Here is a 25574-nt window from a genome sequence, read left to right on the forward strand (position 1 = left end):
TGTATTGTTATTTTTTTGTTTGTTAAAATTATTTTGTTGCTAACAGTTTTTCAGAAATTGTGCCATTTTAAATTACTGCCAAATTTACATGTAAAAAAAATGCCAGCTTTGACAGGCTGGCATTTTTTTGAAAATATATTACAGATATTCTTATTTCTGTGGTTGTGCGGCCGGGGCAGCCGGTGTTCCTGTGGCAGGAGCAGCAGCACCGTTTGCAGGAGCCTGTGTAGCCGGTACAGCGCTTTCGTCAATCAGCGGTTCAGATGAACCACCTGCACCAAGGCTAAGGCTAGAGAATATGATAAGCAATACCAGTATTACAGCAAGTGTCCAGGTACTTTTGTCTAGGAAATCTGTTGTTTTTTGTACACCACCCATTATCTGAGGGCCGCCTATTGATGAAGAAAGGCCTCCGCCTTTAGGGTTTTGTACCATAACTACCACGATAAGCAGGAAGCTCACAATGGTTATAAATACCAGGAAAATACTGAAACTAATCATTGTTCTTATTAATTGTTATTTTGTTGTAAATCTTTTATTTCTAAAATACGGTCTGCAAAGAAAACACTTTTTTCCGGATATTTCAAAATTAAAATTTCATAAGCCTGTATGGCTTTTGCATATTTTTTTTGTTCCAGGTATACACGCGCCAGTGTTTCGGTCATCAGCCCCGGTGTATCGCCGGTTTTTTTGCTGAGGTTTTCCCATGCCGATGTATCCGCTTTAACCGGTGTTATCTTAGGGCTGGCCTCTATAAATCGGTCTATAAGCTCCAGTTTTTTATCAAGTGCTGTTGGCACTTCAGGGGTTTTTTCCTCAGTAGGGGCGGCCTCTGTTTCCGGTGCAGGTATGCTGCGGTCTATAGGTTTAAGCTTCGAAAGTTGCAGCCATTCGGCAAAAGAATGTTTTTCGCTTTGGCCAAATTTCAGCGGGCTGCCGATAGGCTCGGGCTTTATAGTGGTTTCCTGTTCGGTTTCTGCTGATGGGGCAGGAGTAGGTTCCGGTTCGGTGATTTCTAAAGTTATAAGAGTCTCTTCGGCTTGGGCGGTTTCTTCCACAACTGCCGGGGCAACTGCTTCGGGTTCCGGTTCCTTAATTAGCATTTTTATGGAGCGTTCCAGCTTCTCGATACTGCTTAGCGGGGTAGGGTCGGCTTTTAATTGGGGTTCTTCTGCGGAAACAGAGGCAGGGGCAACAGTAATTTCTTCAGCGACTTCTATTGCTGCCACAGCCTTTTCTTTTGCTTCAAGCTGGTTGTAATCGATACTCCTGAACTCCTCTGAAGTTATAAACTCAAACAAAACCGTACGGTCTGTGGTATACGCTGCCGTTTTTTTTAGTTCGCCGTTATACCGGAAACTGTCTTTATTGTATAGTCCTTTCAGGTACACCGCGCGCGCGCTTTGCAGGTACGGGAATTCCATGAGGATACTTTCCAGTTCCGCAGCCTGCCTGTCGGTTAACGAATAAGGCTTATTAAGCAGGTATGTATAGTCTTTTGTATTCAATTTTAGTTGATGGTTGTCGGTTGTCGGTTGTTGGAAGCTTCACGTAGTCTGAGTAAGACTGACAACCAACAACCGACAACCAACAGCTAATTACCATTTCGCCAGCGACTCGTTAAAGATATCCTGGGTTATACGTTCAAAGATTTCTTCGAGTGCCGAGCTTAGTGTAGAACCGGTAAGCATGCTGTTAGCGGGATAGTCGTAATAAAAACTAAAGCGCTTTTCAAAGTTGTCGTCTTCCTTGTATTTGTTCGTAAAGCGCACCATGACACTGATGGTAAGCCTGTTTTGCGCAGCCGTCTGGTTGGCAGTAGCCGTCATAGGCGTTACGCGGTATTCGGTAATTTCGCCTTCATACAGCAGGTCGCCGTTACTGTTGGTAAGGCTCAGGTTGGTCTGGTTCTGTATCAGGTTTTGCAGCCTTTGGGTAAAGGTACGCTCTATACCCGGTTCCACCACCTCTGCCGTATTCTGGAAGTAATTCACCTGGAAAGTTTTTACCTTAGGGTCTATGTTAGAACCCGAAAGCGAGTAAATCCCGCACCCACTTAGGGTAAACAGTACCAGCACAGCCGGCAGTATGCGTAACACGCGTAAAAAAGACTTATAAGTCATATTGTTTTATTTTTCTATATAGCGTCCTTTCCGAAATGCCAAGCTCATCGGCGGCGGCCTTACGTTTGCCTTTGTTTCGTTCCAGGGCTTTTTTAATCAGTTCTATTTCTTTTTCGTCCAGGCGAAGCGTTTCCTCTTCTTCCACGGTATCGGCATACAGGTAATTGCCGTCATAATCATCATCGTCGTCATCGTGGTGCTCCGGCAGGCTTTCCACACGTTGCACAGGTTGTGGCCTGTAGTAGTCGTTGTCGGCCTCTTCGTACTCGCGGCTGTTCCCGTCCTGACCGTAAATGCGCTGTATAAGGCCCTTGTTGTTTTCCTGCACCTTGCTGCTGTTGCCGTTTTGCATCAGCTCCATGGTCAGCTTTTTCAGGTCGTTAATATCTGCACGCATGTCAAATAGGATCTTGTACAGTATTTCGCGCTCGTTTGTAAAGTCGCTTTCCTGTTTTTTATCCGGGATAACCGCAGGCAGGTTGCTCACCACGCCATCGGGTAAATACGATGCCAATGCGCTGCCGTTTATATTACGGTTCGTTTCTAAAACGGAAATTTGCTCTGCAACATTGCGCAGCTGGCGGATATTTCCGCTCCAGCGGTATTTCATTAATGAAGCTACGGCATCGTCTTCCAGCCTTATAGGCGGCATTTTGTACTTGTGTGCAAAATCTGATGCGAACTTGCGGAACAGCAGGTGGATGTCGTCCTTACGGTCGCGCAGGGGAGGGAGCATAATCTCTACTGTGCTGAGCCTGTAATACAAATCCTCGCGGAACTTGCCTTTTTGTATGGCATCAAACATGTTTACGTTGGTCGCTGCCACAATGCGTACATTGGTTTTCTGTACCTGGCTCGACCCAACTTTTATAAACTCGCCATTTTCCAGTACACGCAGTAAGCGTACCTGGGTGGTAAGCGGCAGTTCGCCCACCTCGTCCAGGAAAATGGTACCACCGTCGGCTACCTCAAAATACCCTTCGCGGGTAGAGGTTGCCCCGGTAAAGGCGCCTTTTTCGTGGCCAAAGAGTTCGCTGTCTATAGTTCCCTCGGGTATCGCGCCGCAGTTTACAGCTATGTATTTGCCGTGTTTGCGGTGGGAGAGGGCATGTATAATTTTCGGGATGCTTTCCTTACCCACACCGCTTTCTCCGGTAACCAGCACCGAAATATCGGTAGGGGCCACCTGTATGGCCTTCTCTACTGCGCGGTTCAGTTTGGGGTCGTTCCCTATTATTTCAAATCGTTGTTTTATGGCTTGTACGCTTTCCATACATTTGTTTGTTTCAAGTTTAAGGTTTCAAGTTTTTACTCAATCCCTAAATCTTACTTAAGCGATACTTTTTGTTGTTGGTTTCAAGTTTAAAGTTCCATGTTTCAAGTTGTGTGACGTGAAAATCGAACCTGTTTTCAGACTCCGTCAACCTGAAACTTTAAACCTGAAACCTTAAACTAAGAATTTATTGCATTTCGCTATACCCCACAGCGTCACCTATCAAGGTAGATGTGGTGCATTCGTAGGTTAGTACATTTACAAAGTCACCCGGCTTGTAATTACCCTTAGGGAAAACCGTTGTGGTGTTTTGAGATGTACGGCCACTCCAGTGGGCATCGCTGCGTTTGGATGTTTTTTCTACCAGTACTTCAACCACCTGGCCTACAAAACGCTGGGTACGCTCCAGTGCCATTTTTTGTTGCAGGTTTATGATTTCGGTAAGGCGGCGGTTTTTTACATCGTCCGGAACATCATCGGCCATTTTACGGGCGGCAAGCGTACCCGGGCGTTCGCTGTAGGCAAACATAAACCCGAAGTCGTACTGGCAGTGCTCCATTAGGCTCAGGGTATCGGCGTGGTCTTCCTCAGTTTCGGTAGGGAAACCTGCTATCATGTCCTGCGAAAGCGAAATATCCGGGATAATGCGGTAAATGTTGTCTACCAGTGCCATGTATTCCTCGCGGGTGTGCTGGCGGTTCATTTCCTTAAGTATGCGGGTGCTGCCGCTTTGTACCGGCAGGTGTATGTATTTGCATATATTATGGTGTTTCGCCATAACCTCTATTACCTCCAGGTGCATATCCTGTGGGTTAGAAGTACTGAAGCGGAAACGCATTTTCGGGAACGCGATGGCTATCATATCCAGCAGTTGTGCAAAATCTACCGCAGTAGCTTTTTGCATATCGCTGGCTTTTTCAAAGTCTTTTTTAAGTCCACCGCCGTACCACAGGTAGCTGTCTACGTTTTGGCCAAGCAGTGTTACTTCCTTAAAGCCTTTGTCCCAAAGCTGCTGGATTTCTTCCATAATGCTTTGCGGCTCGCGGCTGCGCTCACGGCCACGGGTGAACGGCACCACACAGAAGGTACACATATTATCGCACCCACGGGTTATCGATACAAATGCGGTAACGCCGTTGCTGTTAAGCCTTACGGGAGATATGTCTCCGTAGGTTTCTTCTTTGCTCAGGATAACGTTTACAGCATCGCGGCCTTCTTCCACTTCCTTAAGCAGGTTCGGCAGGTCTTTGTAGGCATCAGGGCCTACCACCATGTCTACAATCTGCTCTTCTTCCAGGAACTGGCTTTTAAGGCGCTCGGCCATACAGCCCAGTACGCCCACCTTCATGCCCGGGTTTATTTTTTTTACGGCGTTATATTTTTCCAGCCTTTTGCGCACGGTTTGTTCTGCCTTATCGCGTATAGAGCAGGTGTTTACCAGTACCAGGTCGGCTTCCTCTAAATTCTGGGTAGTGTTATAACCTTCATTGGCCAGGATAGACGCCACGATTTCGCTGTCCGAGAAATTCATCTGGCAGCCGTAGCTTTCTATAAACAGTTTTTTGGTGTTCCCTTCCTTTTGTTCCAGCACCAGGCTGTTGCCCTGCTTGTTCTCTTCAATTATCTTTTCCATAAATACACTACTGCATCTTGCTTTTAGAAGGGGCAAAGATATAGATAAAATTCAATATACTGCCAAGTTGACAGCCGTAGCGCAGAAAATTTTTTCGACTATATATACATATATAATATGTATGGGGGCTTAAACGTGCCTTAAAATGGCATATTTTAAAAACACTAAAACACTATATTTAAAAAAAACATATACTTTTGCCCCCAAAGAAGAGTTTGTATGGCAAAGAATTTAGTGATCGTTGAGTCACCTGCAAAGGCAAAGACCATTGAAAAATTTTTAGGGAAAGACTATCAGGTAGAAAGCAGCTACGGACATATAGCCGACCTTCCGAGTAAGGAAATGGGTGTGGATGTGGAAAAAGGCTTTAAACCAAAGTACGAAGTTTCGCCCGATAAAAAGGCATTGGTAAAGAAACTCAAGGATCTTTCTAAATCGGCAGAAACCGTATGGCTGGCTTCCGATGAGGACCGCGAGGGTGAGGCGATAGCATGGCACCTGGCGGAAGAACTAAAACTGGACCAGAAGAAAACAAAGCGTATCGTTTTCCATGAGATTACCAAAACTGCCATACAAAAAGCCATAGAAAACCCACGCGGCATTAACTACAACCTGGTAAATGCGCAGCAGGCACGCCGTGTATTGGACAGGCTTGTGGGTTACGAACTGTCTCCCGTGCTTTGGAAAAAAGTAAAAAGCGGCCTTTCTGCCGGTAGGGTACAGTCGGTTTCGGTACGTCTTATCGTAGAGCGTGAACGTGAAATACAAAACTTTAAAGCCGAAGCTTCTTTTAGTATCACTGCCGAATTTACCAATGAAGCAGGGAAAACCTTCAAGGCAAAACTGCCAAAAAACTTTGCTACAAAACAGGAAGCACAGGATTTCCTGAATAAAAATATCGGTTCGGCGTATAAAGTTGCCGACCTTGAAACCAAACCGGCCAAAAAATCTCCGGCCGCACCATTTACCACGTCTACACTACAACAGGAAGCGGCACGTAAGCTGTACTTCCCAGTAGGTGTTACCATGATGCTGGCGCAAAGGCTGTACGAAGCGGGTCTTATTACCTATATGAGGACCGACAGCGTTAACCTGAGCAACGAAGCTATGGCTGCTGCCGAAGCGGAAATCATCCGTTCGTACGGTAAGGAGTTCAGCCGTCCGCGTAATTACAATACCAAGAGTAAAGGGGCACAGGAGGCGCACGAAGCCATCCGTCCTACAGATATGTCGCTGCACGGTGTAAACATAGACCGTGACCAGGCAAGGCTTTACGACCTGATTTGGAAACGTACTGTGGCTTCGCAAATGAGCGATGCGCAACTGGAGCGTACCAATGTGAAAATTGATGCCAACAACCACAAGGAGCAATTTACTGCTTCGGGTGAGGTGTTGATGTTTGAAGGCTTCCTGAAAGTATACCTTGAAGGGCATGACGATGACGAAGAAGAACAGGAAGGTATGCTGCCGGCACTTCGCGTAGGCGAAAGGCTTGCTAATAACTACATAACCGCTACCGAGCGTTTCAGCCGCCCGCCTGCCCGCTATACTGAGGCTGCGCTGGTTAAGAAGCTGGAAGAGCTGGGTATAGGCCGTCCGTCTACGTATGCACCTACCATTAGTACCATCATTGGCAGGAACTATGTGGAGAAAGGTAACTTTGAAGGACAGCGCCGCGAATATGCGCAGCTTACCCTTAGGGGAGGCGGTATAAAGCAGGAACTGCTGAGTGAGAATGTGGGTTCAGACAAAGGTAAACTGGTACCCACCGACATCGGTACCATAGTAAACGACTTTTTGGTAAACCACTTTGATACCATACTTGATTATAACTTTACCGCTAAGGTAGAGGAGGATTTTGATGCCATAGCTTCGGGTGATGAAGACTGGACGCAGATGATGGAAGACTTTTACAGCCACTTCCATCCAACGGTTCAGGATGTTGAAAAGAATGCAGAACGCGAGTCGGGCGAACGTATACTGGGTACAGACCCGGCTACGGGCAAGCCGGTAAGTGTGCGTTTGGGTAAATTTGGCCCAATGGCGCAGATAGGCGAACCGGACGACGAGGCGAAGCAATTTGCGAGCCTGCTTCCGGAGCAAAATATCGGTACTATAACCCTTGATGAGGCGCTTGGGCTTTTTGCCTTGCCGAAAGTATTGGGTAACTACCAGGGTGAGGAGGTAGAGGTGAATAACGGCCGTTTTGGCCCGTATGTGCGTTTTGGTAAAACCTTTATTTCATTGCCAAAAGGCGAAGACCCGCTGGATGTAACGCTTGAAAGGGCGAAAGAACTGATAGGGGAGAAGCAACAGGCTGATGCCCCGATAGGCGAATACGAAGGCCAGCCGGTACAAAAGGGCGTGGGCCGTTTCGGGCCGTTCATTAAATGGAATGGTATTTTTATCAATGTGAGCAAGAAATACAATTTCGACAGGTTGAGCCAGGACGATATTGTAAACCTGATAGAAGACAAACTGCAAAAAGACCAGGATAAGGTACTCCATAACTGGGAGAGCGAGGGCATCCGCGTAGAAAAAGCACGTTGGGGCCGTTCGGTGATCCTTAAAGGTAAGGTTAAAATAGAGCTTAATAAAGATGTAGATGCTGCGGCACTTACATTAGAGCAGGTGCAGGCTATGATAGCCGAAAAAGCACCAGCCAAGAAAACGGCTGCGGCTAAAAAAGCCCCTGCTGCAAAGAAAACAACTACTGCCAAAAAGAAATAATACCGTATGGGATTTGAATTTTTACAGCCGGTAAACGAAAATGTGCTTGCATTCCGCGAGGAACTGTCGGTGCAGTCTTTGGGCAAAAAAATAATAGTACACAGTGCTGAAGCCGGTTTCCCTGAGCTGGATACGGTTAAGGTGGCTTTTATAGGTGTGCTGGATAACCGTGGGCAGCTCGATGAGCAGCGCCCGCACGTACACCTTAATTATATACGTAAAGAATTTTATGGACTGTACCCGGGCAACTGGCATGTAAATATGGCCGACCTGGGTGATATACAACCGGGTGATACCATAAGTGATACATATTATCTGGTAAAAACCGTTACCGAGCAACTGCTGAAACAGGGTGTAATACCAGTATTTATAGGCGGAGCGCAGGATTTGGCGTATGCCGTATACCGTGGTTACGACAAGCTGGAACAGATGGTGAACTACGTAAACGTAGATGCCCGTTTTGACTTCGGTAAGGAAGACGAATCTATGTCGGCGCGTTCGTTTGTAACCCGTATGGTTATAGAGGAGCCGCACAACCTGTTTAATTACAGTAATGTGGGGTACCAGACCTACTTTAACTCGCAGGAGGAAATAGACCTTATAGAGAAATTGTACTTCGATGCTTACAGGCTGGGTGAGGTGTGTAAGGATATAACTGTGGCCGAACCGGTGTTCCGTGATGCTGATTTTGTGAGTATAGATATGAATGTTGTAAAATCAGGTGATTCGGGTAATATTGTTAAATTTATGCCAAATGGTTTTGATGGCAAAGAAATTTGTATTTTAGCGCGGTACTCAGGTATTAGCGACAAAGTTTCGTCATTCGGTATATTTAACCATAGCGATACAAAGCAGGAATCGGTACTGATAGCACAGGTGCTTTGGTATTTTATAGAAGGTGTTAACTTCAGGTCGGGCGAATTTCCGTTCGGCAGCCGTGAAAACTATACCAAATATATCGTTGCCCTTGATGAGGAAGAGATGGTGTTTTACAAGAGTGATGTAACAGATCGTTGGTGGATTGACGTGTTTAGTAGTAAAATTGGCAATAATAAAGTTAAAACTACCGCGTTATTACCATGTAGCTACCAAGATTACCTAACGGCCTGTAATAATGAGTATCCTGAGCGATTATGGAAAGCTCAAAGAAAGAATATAATTTAACGGTTTTTATATAAAAAAGCTCTTAAAAAGTTGAACTTGTTAATTGTTTTGCTGCCGAAAGCTTTTTTGACTAAAAAAATTGTTTTTTTAAAAAAATATAAATAGGTTTACGCCCTTAAAAATAGAATACATTAATAACCCGAATTTATGAAGAAGTTCATTGCATTAACAGCAACTTTATCGTTACTAATCAGCTGTGGCTCCAGTGACCGTGGAGAACTAGTGGGTGTTAGAGGAAAAAAGTGGAGGCCTGAGAAGCCTTATGGTATGACTTTGGTTCCTGGTGGCGCTTACATCATGGGTAAGTCTGACGACGATTTGGCTAATGTTCAGGATGCTCCTACCAAGACTGTTACTGTTCGTTCATTTTATATGGATGAATCAGAGATTACAAACAGCGAATACCGCCAGTTTGTAGAGTGGGTAAAGGATTCCACTATCAGGACAAGGCTTGCTATTCTTGCAGATGAGCAGGGTCAGAAACCAGGTGGCGGAGGTATAGGTGAGTACGCATTTAAAGATCAGGCTGCTGAAGGTGAGGAGCAATCTCCTTACGATAAGTATATGTATGAGAACTACTATAGTGTAGGTCTTGATCCTAATGATCCGTATTCAGGACGTAAGCTTAACCACAAAGCTAAGCTTATTAACGATCCGCAAAAATACCCGGATGAGTATTATGTGGAAGTAATGGATTCTATGTATTTGCCGGAATCAGAGTCTTATAACGGGTTAAAGACTCTTGATGTATCTAAACTTGTGTTTACGTATAAGTGGCTTGATATAGAAGCTGCTGCAAAAGATAAATCTACTGGTAACAGCAGGAATAAGAGGAGTAAATACCTTGTGCCTGAAAAAGTACAGGTATATCCTGATACCACTGTGTGGATTAAGGACTTTGCTTACTCGTACAACGAACCTATGCACAATGACTATTTTTGGCATGATGCTTACGGTGAATATCCTGTAGTGGGTGTAAGCTGGGATCAGGCTAAAGCTTTCTGTGCATGGAGGACGCTTTACAAAAATACATTCCAAAAATCTAAGAAAAGGCAGTTTGTAAACCAGTTCCGTCTTCCTACTGAAGCAGAATGGGAATATGCTGCAAGGGGTGGCCTGCAATCAGGTACTTTCCCTTGGGGTGGTCCTTATGCTAAGAATGACACCGGATGTTTCCTTGCTAACTTCAAGCCAAACAGGGGTGACTACGCTGCAGACGGTGCGCTTTACACTGTAGAGGCTAACTCTTTTGATCCTAACGATTTTAACCTGTACAACATGGCAGGTAACGTATCTGAGTGGACGGATTCATCTTACGATGCTAGTTCTTACGAATATGTTTCTACAATGAACCCTAACGTTAACGACCGTAAAAACGAACGTAAAGTTGTTCGTGGTGGTTCTTGGAAAGACGTTGCTTACTTCCTTCAAAATGCTACCCGCGACTGGGAATACAGGGATTCTGCAAGGAGTTACATAGGTTTCAGGACTGTACAGGATTACATGGGTACTGAAAGTACTGCAACAAGGCAATAAATTAAAAATCTATACGTACCAACTTAATTTTTTGAATATTAATTAACTTAACTAAAAACTAAAATTATTTATTATGGCACTACCACAAAGAGTAATGAACATGGCTTATGGTCTTGGAGCAGCGGTTGTAATCATCGGAGCACTATTTAAACTGATGCACTGGCCTGGTGCGAGTGGAATGCTTATTGCCGGTCTTGGTACTGAGGCGTTCATCTTCGCTATGTCTGCTTTCGAACCTGTACACAAAGAACTTGACTGGTCTCTTGTTTATCCTGAGCTAGCTGGCGGCGAGCCAACAAAGAAAGATGCTAAAAAAGAATCTCCATCTGAAGCTTCTGGCCTTCTTTCTCAAAAACTTGACACTCTTCTTAAAGAAGCTAAAATTGACGGTGAGCTTATGTCTAGCCTTGGTAACAGCATCAAAAACTTCGAATCTGCTGCTAAAGGTATAGCTCCTACTGTTGATGCTGTTGCTTCAACTAAAAAATACAGCGAAGAAATGACTTCTGCTGCTGCACAAATGGAAGCACTTAACGGTCTTTACAAAATACAGCTTGAAAGCGCTGAGCGTAATGCTGCTGCTAACAAAGACATCGCTGAGAACGCTGCTAAACTACAAGGTGAAATGGCTGCTATGACTAAAAACATCGCTCAGCTAAACAGTGTATATGGCGGAATGCTTTCTGCTATGGGCAACAGGGGCTAATTACATTGCTAATTAGTAATAATTGATCAACGATTTTTTTAAAAACAAAAAAGAGACTAATTAGAAATGGCAGGAGGTAAATTAACCCCAAGGCAGAAGATGGTGAACCTGATGTATCTGGTTTTCATCGCTATGATGGCCTTAAATATGTCGAAAGAGGTACTTTCCGCTTTCGGTCTGATGAATGAGCAGTTTGAATCTTCAAACATAGAAGCAAATAAAACTAATGCTGCGATGTATAACGCCTTAGCTGCTAAAGCTGTTGAGTCGCCATCATTTAAGCCGGCATTGGCTATATCTGAAAAGGTAAAAACAATTTCTGCAGGTTTCTTTAAATATATCGAAGGCCTTAAAGGCGATATTACTAAAGAAATTGAAAAAGAGCATGGTAAATTGCCATACGAGCAGATGGATAAAGGCGACAAAATTGACGAAGCTTGGTTTGCCGGTGATGGTTATTCTACTAAAGGTAAAGAAGTTGTTGCTGCTATCGAAAAGTATAAGGCAGATATGAAAGCTGCTATAGGTAATGATGTTAAGTATAAGCCGCTTATTACTGAAATAGACAGTAAGTTTAGTACTGCTGATATTACTGATGGCGAAGGTGTGAAAAAGAAATATCTTGATTATCACTTTAAAGGTTTCCCTGCAATTGCATCACTTACTAAGCTTTCTGCAATGCAGAACAATGTGGAAGTTCTTGAGGCAAGTGTTTATAACATCGCCCTTGGTAAAGCGGCTCTTGAGCAAAGCTCAATGAAGAACTATACTGCGCTTGTAGTACTTGATAAAAATGCTTACTTTGAAGGTGAAAAAGTAACCGGTAAAGTTGTTCTTGGTCGTTATGATGAGAATACTGTTCCTACTGATTTTCAAGGTCCTGGTAAAATCGAAAATGGTCAGGCTAAGCTTGATTTCAGTGCTGCCGGTGTAGGTGAGCATGATATCAAAGGTAAATTCGTATTTACTGAAGACGGAAAAGCTGTTCCGCTTGCTTTCGAAGGTAAGTATGTTGTAGTTCCTCAACCTAAAGAAGCTACAATCTCTGCTGAGAAAATGAACGTGGTTTACCGTGGTGTAGACAACCCTATAGCAATATCTGTTGCCGGTATCGGTGCTGATAAAGTTAAGGCTACTGCTCCTGGCCTTCGTGCCGCAGGTGGTCCTGGTAAGTTTGTTCTTACTCCAAATTCTGGTACTGAAGTAACAATCAATGTTACTGCAGAGATGCCTGGAGGTAAGTCATTCACTGCTAAGAAAGCATTCCGTATTAAAGGTATACCTGCTCCAACAGGTATGATACGTAGTGAGGTTGCTGCTAAAGGTCCGAAGTCAAGCCTTCAGAACTCTACTGTAACTGCTACACTGGAAGATTTCGATTTCCCTGTTAATGTAACTGTAACACAGTTTAACATCAGGGTTCCTGGTCAGCCTACTATCGTTGTTTCAGGTAACAAACTTGATGCAAGGGCTAAGGCTGCTGTTGAAAAAGCAGGCCGTGGTGACCTGATTGTAATTTCAGAAATCAAAGCTAAATTCGAAGGTATTGACCAGGCTGCCAAGCGTGTGTCTCAATGTACTTACGAAGTTCAATAATTATTAATTTAAGTTTAAATGAGCAGGAAGTTATTTTCATTAGCTGTTTTATTTTTCCTTACTGCTACCGGTTTTGCACAATCAAATCTTTTGAATGCAAAAACCCCTGCTGAAATAGGCAAGAAGACAGCAGCACAGGAATCTTTAGATAACGACAATCCGCTTCCTTATGGATATGTGGGTGACAGGGATATCCTATTAGGTAGGAAAGTGTGGGAGTTTATCGATGTAAACCAGCGCGTTAACTTCCCGCTATATTTCCCGGTAGATCAAAATCTTGGCCCGGATCGTAAGCCGCTTTACGATGTATTATCTACAGCGGTTAAAGAAGGGAAGATAACTGAAGTTTATGACGACAGTTATTTTACAACCAAGAAATCTTTAAAAGATATTGAAAAGTCTTTAACAAAGATTGATACTACTGATGCCGGTATCGAGCAAATGAACTCTGACAGGAAAGCTTACCTTAGCGGTAAGAAGAAAATCAGCGAAGAGTTTATTGTAAGGACCGATATTAAGGCAATTGATGTTGCAGGTTACGAAGTAATGGGTTACTGGTACTTTGACAAGCGCCAGGGTGAGCTTAAATACCGTATGATGGCTATTGCTCCGGTTGTTCCCGATGTATATACAATGGGCGGCGATGAGAGTGCTAAGACTTACATAAGGATTTTCTGGGTTTACTTCCCGTCAGCACGTCCTCTGCTACACAAAGCAAAGGCGTTCAACGAGAAAAACTCTGCTATGCCAATTACATTTGACCACCTTCTTAACTCAAGGCGTTTTACAGGTCAAATCCTAAAAGAGGAGAACGTGTATGGCGACCGTGATATTGAAAAATATCTTAAAGATAAGTCTCAAATGCAGCTTCTTGAAGCAGAAAGGATTAAAGAAAAGATTCGCAATTTCGAACAGGATATGTGGAATTACTAATTCTTAATCAAAATATAATTAAGCCAACCCATCGGGTTGGCTTTTTTTTTACTGATTTTCATATATTTGTGCGCCCTTACCTACACAATTTTTTCGGCTTAAAATTTGTATACTAATTTGTTTTAACATACGTTTACCCTTAATATCTCAACGGGCATGATTCGATTATTTACATTGTTTTGTTTGTTGCTTCCGGCCATGCTTTTTGCGCAATTGCCGGGCTTTACGGTAGATGTTGCTACCACAGACGAAACATGCCTTGGTAACGGTACCATGACATTTACGGTAAATAATGCCACGCCGGGTTCAACGGTTTTGTTTACAGTGTTCAGGTTGCCCGATATGTTCCAGATAATTTCTACCAGCCAGCCTACAGTTTCGGGACTTGAAGCGGGTACATACCTGGTTACTGCTTTACAAACACTTGGTTCAGACAGCAGTAGTTTTTCCACCGAAGTTGTCATTAATGAAGCTACTCCTGTTGAACTGAATTTTGACGCAGAATTTGCCTCAACCGGTTGTACTTCGGGTAACCAGATGACTGTGATTATGCTTGCAGGTACTGCCAGTTTGTATGAAATTGTCACCGGTCCTGTAACTGCCCCTCCACAAACTTCTAATGTGTTTACAGGCCTTGTAGACGGTACTTATAATGTTAGGGTGTATGACGAGTGTGGTGATGGTTTTGTGAGAACCTTTACAGTGTTTTTTACGGCACAGTCGCCTACAATAACTTCGCCAACTATTGATGAAGTGCAAACGGGAGATTGTACTAGTGTACTGCTTGAAAATACTATTTCGTATCCTGATGGTACTATAATCAGCTATCCGCTTACTATAGTTTATACTATACATCCTTCTAACGGCGACCCCGATATTGTGGTTAATCATACTATTAATGACGGTGACCCTACAACTCTGGAAATTAGTAACACTTTGCCTTATCTTGAGGGTGTTATTTACACGTATGATATTTCTATTACTAACGGCTGTGGCCAAATATTTAATAGTGGAGGTAATGCTTTCGATCCATTACCTACAGTGGTGTTGTCTCAAAACCTTATCCCTTGTGGTAATTATTATCTTTCCCTGATAGCTAATAATTATAATCCGCCATACACTGTAAATTTTACAACGGTTCCATCTGGCTTTGACCCTGTGGCTTACAATGTGGGTTACCCCGGGCCGTATACTACTTCGCCACAATCATTTGGTGGAGAAACGATGGCTGTGCCTGAGGGTACTTATGTCGTTACTATAACCGATGCATGTAACCGTACGAGTGCGCCTTTCCAGATAGAAATAGATCAATTAAAGCCCGATCCTGTTGCGACAGGGGCTAATAATGGTTGCTTTTCTGACTTGGGTCGTATAGTTGTCAGTATACCCGACCGTAAGATTGTTACCGCCATTATAGTGTCGGCCCCTCCGGCTTACACTAACACATTGCCCCAGGATGTGTCTTCGTTTATTGATGGCTCCGGTAGGCTTGTGGTGCCAAATTTGCCTTTGGGCACATATACGCTTACCCTTACCGATGATTGCGGTGCCGTTTATGAAAATGTTATTGTTACGGTTCCTCCATTTACACCGAGGGACTTTGCGGCTTCAACTACACCGGATTGTACCGAAGGTTTCGGTACAATTACAGTCAATAGCTTAAACGGAAAGCTGGTGAGCCTAACGCTTACTGCGGCGCCTGCAGCTTATACACAACCGGTTCCTTTTGATGTTACTCCGTTGATAGACCCATCTAACGGGCGGGTGTATATGGATAACCTGCCTGAAGGGACGTACACCTTTTCTGGTACCGATATTTGCGGTATATCAGATGACGTGAGTGTTACGGTAGTGGGCTATCATCCTGATACAACTCCATATGTTTTTCAGCCGCAGTGTAACTCATTTGACATTTCTATGGTAGATGCTAATGTTACCGGGATTACTGCTACGTACTGGCTGCAACACAGGGTTTCTTCCAATCCTGATGTGTGGGGGCATCCTGATACAGGTGTTGTTTATACTGATGGGGCAATCCCTACTGCCGATAACTCTATCGCGTTGAACAACGGACAGGTTAACTATAATTTCCAGTTTTACGGAATGTTCAGGATTGTAAAAGCATTCCAGACTGCCGGTAACGGTGTAAGCACTAAAGTGTGTACCGAAGTGCTGGGCGACCCGTTTGAGTATTATTATGATGTAACTATAAACAACATCTACAGCGTTAGCTGCGAGGGTTCGCCAAATAATGTATATGTTGATGCTACCGGGCTTGCACCAATGCACTATTACGCCTACGATGCCGCTACCAATGCCTTAGTAATGGATAACGGTACCAGCAGCGTATTTATGAACCTGCCCGATGGCACCTATAAGTTTGTGGTAGAAAACTCCTGCCTCGCCTCGCGTAGCCTGGTGAGGGATATTACAAAGCTGCCCGACCTTGTAGACGCCGGTATGCCGGTAAGCATGTCGCAGTGTGTGGACCCGGGCGAATCATTGTTCCAGGAGTTTGATCTTACACAGCAAAACGTTGCCGTACTTAATGGCGCCGCTGCAGAAGCTTATAATATTGTTTATTACCTGAGCGAATCTGATGCTGAAAATCAGGTGAATCCTATACTAAATCCTGAAAACTACATAAATACAAGCAACCCGCAAACCATTTATGTACGCATGAGCCACGTATTTGTGCAACTTTGCCCTGATATTTACCCGTTTGTGATTGAAGTTGGGGCCAGGCCGAACCTTGCGGTAGATGAAGAACAGTTTCTTTGTCAGGAAACGGGCTACCTAACCATTAGTGCGGGTGCAGGTTTCGATGCTTATTTATGGACTCCTGGTGGGCAAACTACCCAGTCTATTACGGTTAGCGACCCGGGCGATTATACAGTAACGGTTACTAATTACTCTTCGTTAAACCAATGTTCTTCTGAAGCTACAATTACGGTGCTTCCGGTAGAGCCTCCGGTTATAAGAGGGATTGAAACTGTGGACTGGACCGAAAATGAAAACAGCATTACCATTATAATGGATAACCCTAACGATTATGAATATTCGTTAGACGGCATTAATTACCAGGACGATTATGTGTTTAATAACCTGCCTACCGGTATTTATGACATTTTTGTGCGCGATAAGCAGCAATGCGGTACCGTACAGCGAAAGGTTTCACTAATGTATTATCCTAAGTTCTTCACCCCGAATGGTGATGGCTATAACGAAACCTGGTACATACAGTATTCACGACTGGAGCCAGATATGGTAATCAGCATCTTTGACCGCTACGGTAAACTTATCTTTACTTTTGGGCCAAACTCATCAGGGTGGGATGGTACTTTCCATGGGCAGCCGCTACCGGCTACCGACTATTGGTTCATGATACAACGCCATGACGGTCGGGTGCACCGCGGCCACTTCTCATTGTTGAGATAGTGTGGAATTTCTACAACAGGGTGTGGAATTTCCACACTTTTTTATTTCTGTATTATTTAGCTGAAATTTAGATAAGCCTTTGTTTTTCAAAGGTTTTATGGCGGTCGGTGGTTTGTTCTGGCAAATGGCCTGTATTTTGCATTTACCTAATCAAACAAAATCAAACAAAACCATTGCTATGAAAAAGTTTCTCTTAATAATTTTTGCAGCCGGATTGCTTACAGCACACCACACATTTGCAAGCACCTGTACTAACGATACTGTTTACCAGGAAAAAGTATATACCAAGATTGCAACCGACAAAGTGGCTGCGGCAGTACTGAAAGAGATTACCGAAAAATACGAAGGTTATACCATAGCCGAAGCATATGCTTCTGAAGACTCTGAATACAAGCTGGTGCTTAAAAAAGAGCAAACACAGGTTACAGTATTCTACAACTCAAAAGGTGAGTTTTTGAAAGAACAAAAATAATAAGACATATAGTAAGGTGATTTGAAGAATTAAATTCTTCGGCAGAAGGGAACGATAGTTCCCTTTTGTTTTTTATTAACATTATCAAAGGTTGTTTTCACTTACATTTGCAAATAACATCCTTTCTATCCCCAAATGAGCGCTAAGATACTTGTAGTTGATGATGATACGGCTTTCTGTGTTATGCTGAAAACCTTTTTGCAGAAAAAGGGGTATAATGCCGAAAATGCCTTTACCGGTACGCAGGCCATGGAACTGCTGAAGGACGGGGAGTATGATGTGGTACTTACCGATATACGCCTGCCCGATGCCGACGGCATGCAGCTGCTGAAATACATACGCGAAAATTCGCTTAAGGCTACCGTTATCCTGATGACGGGCTATACCGATATAAAAACGGCTGTAAATGCCATGAAACTGGGAGCCTTAGACTACGTAGGCAAACCCATTAACCCCGAAGAAATACTCCACCTTATAGGTCAGGCGCTTAAAAAAACGGAAACCCCGGCTGTAGAAAATACAGAGGCTAAAGCGTCTAAAACAATAACTGAGAAAAAAACTGTGGGTGTGCCTGCCTTTGTAAAAGGTGTCAGCGGCAACTCATCGCAACTGCACGACCACATAAGCCTTGTGGCGCCTACCGATATGTCGGTACTTATTATAGGTGACAGCGGCACAGGTAAGGAGCATATAGCACGTTCTATACACGACCAAAGCAGACGTGCTGACAAACCGTATATAGCGGTGGACTGTGGCGCCATACCAAAGGAACTGGCATCGAGTGAGTTTTTTGGGCATCTTAAAGGTTCGTTTACCGGTGCGGTAAATGATAAGACCGGCCACTTTGAAGCGGCTAACGGTGGTACACTGTTCCTGGATGAAGTAGGTAACCTGTCGTATGAAGTACAGGTGCAGCTGCTGCGTGCGCTACAGGAGCGTAAAATAAAACCCGTAGGCAGCAGCCATGAAATTAATGTAGATATTAGGGTAGTAGCCGCTACCAATGAAGACCTGAATGAAGCTGTAAAACGAGGCGATTTCAGGGAAGACTTATACCATCGTCTTAACGAGTTTTGTATACGCGTACCGCGCCTTGCCGATCGTAAACAGGATATTATGGTGTTTGCCAAGCATTTCCTCCATACAGCTAATGGTGAACTGGGTAAAGAAATAACCGGTTTCAGTACTGAGGTGGTACAGCTGTTTAAAGAATATCCGTGGCCGGGCAACCTACGCGAAATGAAGAACATCATAAAACGCTCGGTATTGCTGGAGCGTGGCGATGTAATTTCTATAGATGTGCTTCCGGTGGAAATGCGCGAGCCGCAACCGCAGGAACCATCAGGTTTTGGGTATACCAAAGAAAATGAGGAGGCCGCCATTATAAAGGCTTTGGAAAAGGCAAACTACAACAAATCTAAAGCTGCCCGTCTTTTAGATATTGACCGTAAAACGCTGTACAATAAACTTAAGTTGTATAATATAGATTTATAATCCGACTTATTTTGCGAGTTTAATTTTACCACTAAGTACACAAAGTTTTTTCACAAAGGGCACAAAGCAAAGGTTCTTAACCGCCGTAGGCGGAAGTACACAAAGTGGTGTGCGTAAAGCTTAGTGTTCTTCAATTCCAATTATTGGGATTGTTTTCTCTATGAAAAAAATACAGGGTTTAACTTAGTGTATCCTTGTGAAAAAACTTTGTGTCCTTAGTGGTAAAAGAACACAATTAGGCAATTTCCTTTTGCAACAACCCGCACAACATATCCATTTGGGTACATATTTGCTCACAATAGGCTATCCTTTCAGCGCCTTTAAATGGCAGTGTCTGTTCTTCTAATGGGAGTAGGAGCGTGGCTATGCTGTGTACTTCCATCTGCTTCAGCATTGGTATCATTTTATGGGCAATACGTGCCAGGCGGTCATTGTCGTGGCTTTCGGCTGCTGCTAGAAGTTCCGTACAGTTCTCGGCAGAGCTTTCCGTAAATGTATCTATAATCAGTTTTAATGATGCCGGGTCGTCTTGCGTAAACTGCGACAGGCTGCGTAAATCGTATAGTTTTTCTACTTTCTGTGAACTGGCAGTACTGGTGCTTTCTGTTGGTGTAGTGCCTGCTATAAGGGCTTTCAGCGCTTCAAAATTTATAGGCTTGTGGCAGGCGCCGGTAAAACCCCTTTCGGTATAGCGGCTTTTTTCCAAATCGCGTCGGCCCGAAAGCGCTATAACGGGCAGTGCCGCTATGTGTGGATTACCGTGGTTGCGGATTTTCTGTACCAGTTCAAAGCCATCCATACCCGGCATTTGTATATCCGTAAGGATTACATCTGCGTGTTGGTTTTCCAGCAGGCCAATCACGTTGGCTGCATTGGCTTCGGTGGTTACGTTAGCACCGTTGTTTTGCAGCAGCTCCTTCATCAGGCGCAGTTGCATCCTGTCGTCGTCTACCACAACAATGTTTTTCCCGGAAATATCAATGTTGCCTGCGGTTTTGGTTGGAGCTTCAGGGTCATTCTTCGCAGCCACACACGGTATGGACATGGTGAAGATGGTACCCTGGCCTTCCTGGCTTTCCAGGGTAATAGTGCCGCCAAGCAACTCGGTAATGCGTTTGCTAATGGTAAGGCCCAATCCGGTACCGCCAAATTTCTTCTCTATGCCCTCATGGGCCTGGGTAAACTCGCGGAACACCGCAGCGTGTTTATCGGGCGCTATACCGATGCCGGTATCAATTACCGAAATCAGTATTTCAAAGCCTTCAATTTTGGCAGTGACCTCTACCGAACCTTCGTTGGTAAATTTAATGGCATTACTTACCAGGTTGGTAAGCACCTGCTTTATACGGTATGGGTCAGAAAGGTAGTTCTTGTCCAGCACATCTTCTATGTCCCAGTTCAGTTCTATACCTTTCTGTTCAGCAAGTGGTTCAAGCGACGTACAGGTAGCCTCTATGGTCCTTTTTACATTAAAAGGAACTTCTTCTACAGAGATGCGGTTATTTTCCAGCTTTGAAAAGTCGAGCAGGTCATTTACCAGCTTCATGATGTACCCGGCAGACTCTTTAATGTTGTCCAGGTATTCGCGCTGCCCTGCGGTTATTGCAGAATTTTTCAGCAGCTCATGGAAACCCAGTATACTGTTTAGCGGGGTTTGCAGGTCATGCGTTACGGTAGCCATAAGCATACCCTTGGTGCGCAGCAGCTCTTCGTTTTCGCGGTTCAGTATCTCCAGCCTGCGGCGGTAATCCTGGTTGATACTCAGGTCGCGGATAATAACCCATGCCAATACAATGAGCAGCAGTAAGGTACCGGCGCCTACCCATGCCAGCGTTTTGGCAGTTTTGTTCATGGTGGTACGGGCAGTGCTTATTTCGGTATAGGATTTTTTAAGCGATTCATTTTCCAATGAGCTAAGTAATGCACGCATCCTGTCGGATATTATGCGGTTCTCTTCCAGTAGCTTCTGTTCACGGCGGTACAACTGGTAGTTAGCCTTAAAGCTTTTTTTGCGCATTTCCATAAGCACCTTTAACGATTCTTCTTTGTATACGTCATTGCTTATAGGCAGTTTGCTTAGGGAATCGAACTGTTTCTTAGACAGCAGTTTTGTGGCGAGTTCCTCGTACTGGTTCTTTTTATCGGTAGTAACCGGTTTTATACTTTGCCAAACTGAATCGTATGCCGAACGCATACCCGAAATAGCACCGGCATAATATTCGTCATCTTTATGGTCTTCGCGGAATTTAAAAATATCGGCAACGCTGGCTTTTTTGCGTTGGATGAGCAGCTGTATGCTGTCAAACTTTTTTCCCTGCGAAGGTTCCGATTGTTTTTTAATGGAATCTATAACACCGGCTATGCTGTCGGTAAGGCGGAAGTAGCGTTTCAGCTCGGCTTTATCGGCAGACAGTATGGCGCTGCGGCTTATGGCCTCAGAAGAATAAAGCGCCGCTACGGTATTACTTATGCGGATAATGCGGGCATTATCGCCCGAAAGCCTGTTAGTAGGGGTTATTTTAAGTATTTCGTTATAGGCAAACCATACCGATAATACGGCAACGGCAAAAAGCAGCACGTAGCCGGAAATAACTTTGTATTTAACCGCCTTGGGTTTTTGTACCATGTAATAAAGGTACTGATTTTTTTCAGTAGTTAAGTATAAACGGCATAGCTACGATTAAAGTATGCCCGCACATGGCGGGCATACATTTAGCTTCGTACTATAACACGCAGGAAGTTAACTTCCTCTTTAAGATGCTGTATTTCTGCGCGCAGGCTCTCTACCAGTATTTCGTATACTTCTTTGTTCGTCTGCGTAAGGCCGCTTTCTTTAGCATGCTCAGTTCCGCTTTCAGCCATACCGTTAAACATATACATAATGTTTACATCCAGTATGCGGGCTATTTTAAGCAGTTTTACCACGTTTAGCCTCCTGTCGTCTTTTTCAAGGCGGCCGTAGTTGCTTTGCGTAACGTCAAGTTGTACTGCCATTGCGTCCTGGGTAATACCCTTCTCCTCTCGTAGTTTCTTAATACGTTGACCGATTACGTTCATAATAGTAATTTTTTAGTTGGATACGTTTATGTTAAATAGTTGAATGCTAAATGCTCCTGTAATACTTTATTTACATCCTGAGTACCGTCTCCCCCCAGACACGGTTGCTCTGTAAGCCTTTACTGTTGTGCAAAAAAATCTGATAACAGGCGGGCTAAAGCATTTATTTTGAAGTAAAATTACTAAAACATAAGATTTAAATTAAAATCCATAAGCGTTTTTTCGATGTAATGCAACGTTTTTCTGTTAAGATGCAAATAAAACCTCGATTTTATGACTAATGTTAGTTAATACAGTACTATTGACCATTTAGATTTTTCTGGTTAATAAGGCAATAAAACGGTATTTTATCTATTATCTGTTTATAATTCAGGCTTCTTTATAAAGCAAAGGACAGGCGTAGAGCCTGTCCTGTATAAAATAAGGTTTAGTTAAAAATTAATCCTTAAGCACCTCGCGCGATATTACAATCTTCTGTATTTCGCTGGTGCCTTCGTATATCTGGGTTATTTTGGCATCGCGCATCAGCCTTTCCACATGGTATTCCTTAACGTAGCCGTTACCTCCGTGCACCTGTACGGCTTCTACGGCAGTATCCATTGCAGTTTGGCTGGCAAACAGCTTAGCCATAGCACCGCTCATGTCGTAGTTATGCCCGTTGTCCTTATCCCAGGCTGCCTTAAGGCAAAGGTGGCGCGCAGCCTCTATATTTACCGCCATATCGGCCAGTTTAAAGGCTATGGCCTGGTGCTCGCAGATGGGTTTGCCAAAAGCCTTACGCTCCTTACTGTATTTAAGTGCCAGCTCATACGCGCCCGATGCTATGCCTAACGCCTGCGATGCTATACCAATGCGTCCGCCTGCAAGGGTTTTCATGGCAAATTTAAACCCGAATCCATCTTCGCCAATGCGGTTTTCCTTTGGTACCTTAACATCGGTAAACATAAGGGAGTGGGTGTCGCTGCCGCGGATGCCCAGTTTTTGCTCTTTAGCGCCTATTTCAAAGCCCGGCATGCCTTTCTCTACAATAAGGGCGTTAATGCCTTTGTGCTTCAGCTCGGGGTGGGTTTGTGCTATAACAAGGTATACATCGGCAGTACCGCCGTTTGTTATCCAGTTTTTGGTACCATTAAGCAGGTAATGGTCGCCCATGTCTATTGCTGTGGTCCTTTGCGATGTGGCATCGCTGCCTGCTTCGGGTTCGCTAAGGCAAAATGCGCCTATAACTTCGCCGGTGGCCAGGCGGGTAAGGTATTTTTGTTTCTGTTCTTCTGAGCCGAAAGCCTGAAGCCCCCAGCATACAAGCGAGTTATTTACAGACATTACTACTGAAGCCGATGCATCTATCTTGCTTATCTCCTCCATAGCCAGTACGTACGAAATGGTGTCGAGCCCGCTGCCTCCGTAGGCAGGGTCTACCATCATGCCCAGGAAACCCAGTTCGCCCATTTTCTTTATTTGCTCATACGGGAACTGTTGTTTTTCGTCGCGCTCTATAACGCCGGGCAGCAGTTCCTGCTGTGCAAAATCGCGGGCGGCCTGCTGTATCATTAAATGCTCTTCAGTAAGTTGAAAGTCCATAATAATTGAATTACTTTTTTGTTTGATTACGCCCAAATGTATGGATTTAATGGTAATCTTTCAAAAAAAAGGACTAATTTTAGGCCATGCTTAAGGATAACTACAACGTTTTAGGAGTTATGTCGGGTACATCGCTTGATGGCGTGGACATAGCCCGAATTACTCTGTCCGAAAATAAAGGGGGCTGGGATTATAAAATACACGAAGCCGAAACCGTACCCTATACTGACGAGTGGGTTAAGATGCTGAAAGAAGCGGTAAATTATGATGCTGCCCAACTCGAAGCTTTAAACAATGATTATACAGAATTGTTAGGTAAAACAATAGCCGATTTTATAGCTGCGCATGCCATTACCGGGCTTGATGCCATATGTTCGCACGGACACACCATATTGCACCAGCCACAAAACGGCGTCACGTTACAAATAGGCAATCTTCCTCAGATTGCAAATTTGGTCGGCAATACAGTGGTATGTGATTTCCGGGTGCAGGATGTGCAGCTGGGCGGGCAGGGTGCGCCCCTGGTGCCTATTGGCGACAGGCTACTGTATGCGGGGTACGATTACTGCCTGAACCTGGGCGGTTTCAGCAATATATCATTTGAAGAAGATGGTAAGCGCGTGGCCTTTGATATATCCCCGGTTAATACAGTCCTTAATTATTATGCTAACAGGCTGGGTTACCCGTATGATGACGGTGGTGCCATAGCCAAAGGCGGCAGGCTGAATGCTGTGCTGTTGGACAAGCTGGATAACCTGGATTTCTATGCTGCACCATACCCTAAATCGTTAGGGGTGGAATATGTAAATAAAGTTGTACTGCCCCTTATTGAGGAGTTTAATATCCAGACAGAAGATAAGTTGCGCACCTTTACCCGCCACGTAGCACGGCAAATAGCTGCTGTAATAAACAACATGCCTGCTGCTAAAGACGGCAAGCTGCTGATAACCGGCGGCGGCGCTTATAATACCTATTTAATAAGCAGCCTGCAAAACCTGCTGCCCCATACCCAAATTGTAATACCCGATGATAAGGCTATACAATATAAGGAAGCATTAATATTTGCACTATTAGGTGTATTAAAGCTCAGGGGAGAAGATAATGTACTGGCAAGTGTTACCGGTGCGCCGCACAACCACAGCAGTGGGTATATATATACGTTATAGTATGCCCATTTTTTTTACGGCTTCTACCAGGGCGGCATCGCTGTCGCCGTTAAGGTTTTCGCCTTTAAGGATGAGTTTTTTTACGTTGTCTATACGCTCCTCAATATTATCCAGCGTTAGCGGTACATAGTTAGGTATGTTTGTTTTGGTAATACCTTCACTAAGGCGCATGAGTATCTGGCGGTCGTAGCTGTCCAGCTTAAAGTTATCAAGCGTACGGTCTTTAAGCGATTTCTGTATTTTATTGCTGAAGTGCTTTTGCCCCCCGAATATAATATTGAAAGCTTTTACAAACTCATCTATATCTATATCGCTTTTGCACAATATGCCCTGCGGGTTAGTGGCATCTATAAGGCGCTCTATAAGCGATGCCTCGCTGTGCATTGTTAAAAAGATGATAATACAGTCCGGATGGGTCTTTCGCATAAGTATGCCAAGATCCAGCCCTGAAAATATTTTTTCTTCAGGATAGGGCGGCAGGCTCAGGTCCAGGTAAGCCACATCGGGTTTGGTTTCCGGGTTAGATATTATTTCAAATGCTTCTTTGCAGTTAAGCGCTTTATTAAAAGTTAGTTCATAACCTGGGTAGCCTTCTTCAGAAAGCACATTTATATAACCGTCAACGGTCATAGGGTGGTCGTCAACTATCAGTATTCGTAATTCCTTGTTCAT

19 protein-coding genes are annotated in these 25574 nt (G+C 44.1%); 10 read left to right on the top strand and 9 right to left on the bottom strand.

Annotated features, from left to right (window positions below; genetic code table 11):
• Nucleotides 1-150 precede the first annotated feature (150 nt).
• From secG to miaB, 5 genes are all read right to left on the bottom strand, one after another.
• The gene (gene secG / locus ACZIX4_RS13670) at nt 151-501 is read right to left on the bottom strand and encodes a preprotein translocase subunit SecG (protein WP_463336204.1); all 351 of its coding nucleotides are present in this window, start codon (nt 499-501) and stop codon (nt 151-153) included.
• A gap of 8 nt (nt 502-509) precedes the next feature.
• Nucleotides 510-1508, bottom strand: a complete 999-nt coding sequence (locus ACZIX4_RS13675; protein WP_463336205.1) for a tetratricopeptide repeat protein — start codon at nt 1506-1508, stop codon at nt 510-512.
• Nucleotides 1509-1598: 90 nt separating this feature from the next.
• Complete coding sequence (locus ACZIX4_RS13680; RefSeq protein ID WP_463336206.1) at nt 1599-2123, bottom strand: LptE family protein; 525 nt, start codon at nt 2121-2123, stop codon at nt 1599-1601.
• Nucleotides 2113-3396, bottom strand: a complete 1284-nt coding sequence (locus ACZIX4_RS13685; protein ID WP_463336207.1) for a sigma-54 interaction domain-containing protein — start codon at nt 3394-3396, stop codon at nt 2113-2115. The genes ACZIX4_RS13680 and ACZIX4_RS13685 overlap by 11 nt, the downstream gene beginning before the upstream one ends.
• A 187-nt stretch (nt 3397-3583) precedes the next feature.
• Nucleotides 3584-5029 carry a tRNA (N6-isopentenyl adenosine(37)-C2)-methylthiotransferase MiaB gene (gene miaB / locus ACZIX4_RS13690; protein ID WP_463336208.1) on the bottom strand — a complete coding sequence of 482 codons (1446 nt, stop codon included), beginning with the start codon at nt 5027-5029 and terminating at the stop codon, nt 3584-3586.
• Between the two features lie 219 nt (nt 5030-5248).
• On the opposite strand from miaB, the gene topA reads away from it, so the two are divergent.
• From topA to ACZIX4_RS13735, 9 genes are all read left to right on the top strand, one after another.
• Nucleotides 5249-7759, top strand: a complete 2511-nt coding sequence (gene topA / locus ACZIX4_RS13695) for a type I DNA topoisomerase (protein ID WP_463336209.1) — start codon at nt 5249-5251, stop codon at nt 7757-7759.
• Between the two features lie 6 nt (nt 7760-7765).
• Complete coding sequence (locus tag ACZIX4_RS13700) at nt 7766-8923, top strand: formimidoylglutamase (RefSeq protein ID WP_463336210.1); 1158 nt, start codon at nt 7766-7768, stop codon at nt 8921-8923.
• Nucleotides 8924-9070: 147 nt separating this feature from the next.
• On the top strand, nt 9071-10459 hold the full coding sequence (porK, locus tag ACZIX4_RS13705) for a T9SS ring complex lipoprotein PorK/GldK (RefSeq protein WP_463336211.1): 1389 nt from the start codon (nt 9071-9073) through the stop codon (nt 10457-10459).
• A gap of 73 nt (nt 10460-10532) precedes the next feature.
• Nucleotides 10533-11165: a type IX secretion system motor protein PorL/GldL gene (gene porL, locus ACZIX4_RS13710; RefSeq protein ID WP_463336212.1), complete on the top strand. Its 633-nt coding sequence runs from the start codon at nt 10533-10535 to the stop codon at nt 11163-11165.
• A gap of 66 nt (nt 11166-11231) precedes the next feature.
• Nucleotides 11232-12761: a type IX secretion system motor protein PorM/GldM gene (gene porM, locus ACZIX4_RS13715; RefSeq protein ID WP_463336213.1), complete on the top strand. Its 1530-nt coding sequence runs from the start codon at nt 11232-11234 to the stop codon at nt 12759-12761.
• An 18-nt stretch (nt 12762-12779) separates the two neighbouring features.
• On the top strand, nt 12780-13694 hold the full coding sequence (gene porN, locus ACZIX4_RS13720) for a type IX secretion system ring subunit PorN/GldN (protein ID WP_463336214.1): 915 nt from the start codon (nt 12780-12782) through the stop codon (nt 13692-13694).
• A gap of 156 nt (nt 13695-13850) precedes the next feature.
• Nucleotides 13851-17132 carry a T9SS type B sorting domain-containing protein gene (locus tag ACZIX4_RS13725; RefSeq protein ID WP_463336215.1) on the top strand — a complete coding sequence of 1094 codons (3282 nt, stop codon included), beginning with the start codon at nt 13851-13853 and terminating at the stop codon, nt 17130-17132.
• Nucleotides 17133-17310: 178 nt separating this feature from the next.
• The gene (locus ACZIX4_RS13730; protein WP_463336216.1) at nt 17311-17604 is read left to right on the top strand and encodes a hypothetical protein; all 294 of its coding nucleotides are present in this window, start codon (nt 17311-17313) and stop codon (nt 17602-17604) included.
• A 135-nt stretch (nt 17605-17739) separates the two neighbouring features.
• Nucleotides 17740-19098, top strand: coding sequence for a sigma-54-dependent transcriptional regulator (locus tag ACZIX4_RS13735; protein ID WP_463336217.1), 1359 nt, complete (start codon nt 17740-17742; stop codon nt 19096-19098).
• Between the two features lie 235 nt (nt 19099-19333).
• On the opposite strand, the gene ACZIX4_RS13740 is transcribed toward ACZIX4_RS13735, so the two are convergent.
• From ACZIX4_RS13740 to ACZIX4_RS13750, 3 genes are all read right to left on the bottom strand, one after another.
• Nucleotides 19334-21724, bottom strand: coding sequence for an ATP-binding protein (locus ACZIX4_RS13740; protein ID WP_463336218.1), 2391 nt, complete (start codon nt 21722-21724; stop codon nt 19334-19336).
• Nucleotides 21725-21810: 86 nt separating this feature from the next.
• On the bottom strand, nt 21811-22155 hold the full coding sequence (locus ACZIX4_RS13745; RefSeq protein ID WP_463336219.1) for a helix-turn-helix domain-containing protein: 345 nt from the start codon (nt 22153-22155) through the stop codon (nt 21811-21813).
• Between the two features lie 438 nt (nt 22156-22593).
• On the bottom strand, nt 22594-23736 hold the full coding sequence (locus tag ACZIX4_RS13750) for an acyl-CoA dehydrogenase (protein ID WP_463336220.1): 1143 nt from the start codon (nt 23734-23736) through the stop codon (nt 22594-22596).
• A gap of 86 nt (nt 23737-23822) precedes the next feature.
• On the opposite strand from ACZIX4_RS13750, the gene ACZIX4_RS13755 reads away from it, so the two are divergent.
• Entirely contained in the window at nt 23823-24902 is a 1080-nt protein-coding gene (locus ACZIX4_RS13755; RefSeq protein ID WP_463336221.1) for an anhydro-N-acetylmuramic acid kinase, read from the top strand.
• Here the strand turns inward: ACZIX4_RS13755 and ACZIX4_RS13760 are convergent.
• Complete coding sequence (locus ACZIX4_RS13760) at nt 24897-25574, bottom strand: response regulator (RefSeq protein WP_463336222.1); 678 nt, start codon at nt 25572-25574, stop codon at nt 24897-24899. The two genes, ACZIX4_RS13755 and ACZIX4_RS13760, sit on opposite strands and share 6 nt — an antisense overlap.

This window comes from Flavobacterium niveum (assembly GCF_055231775.1).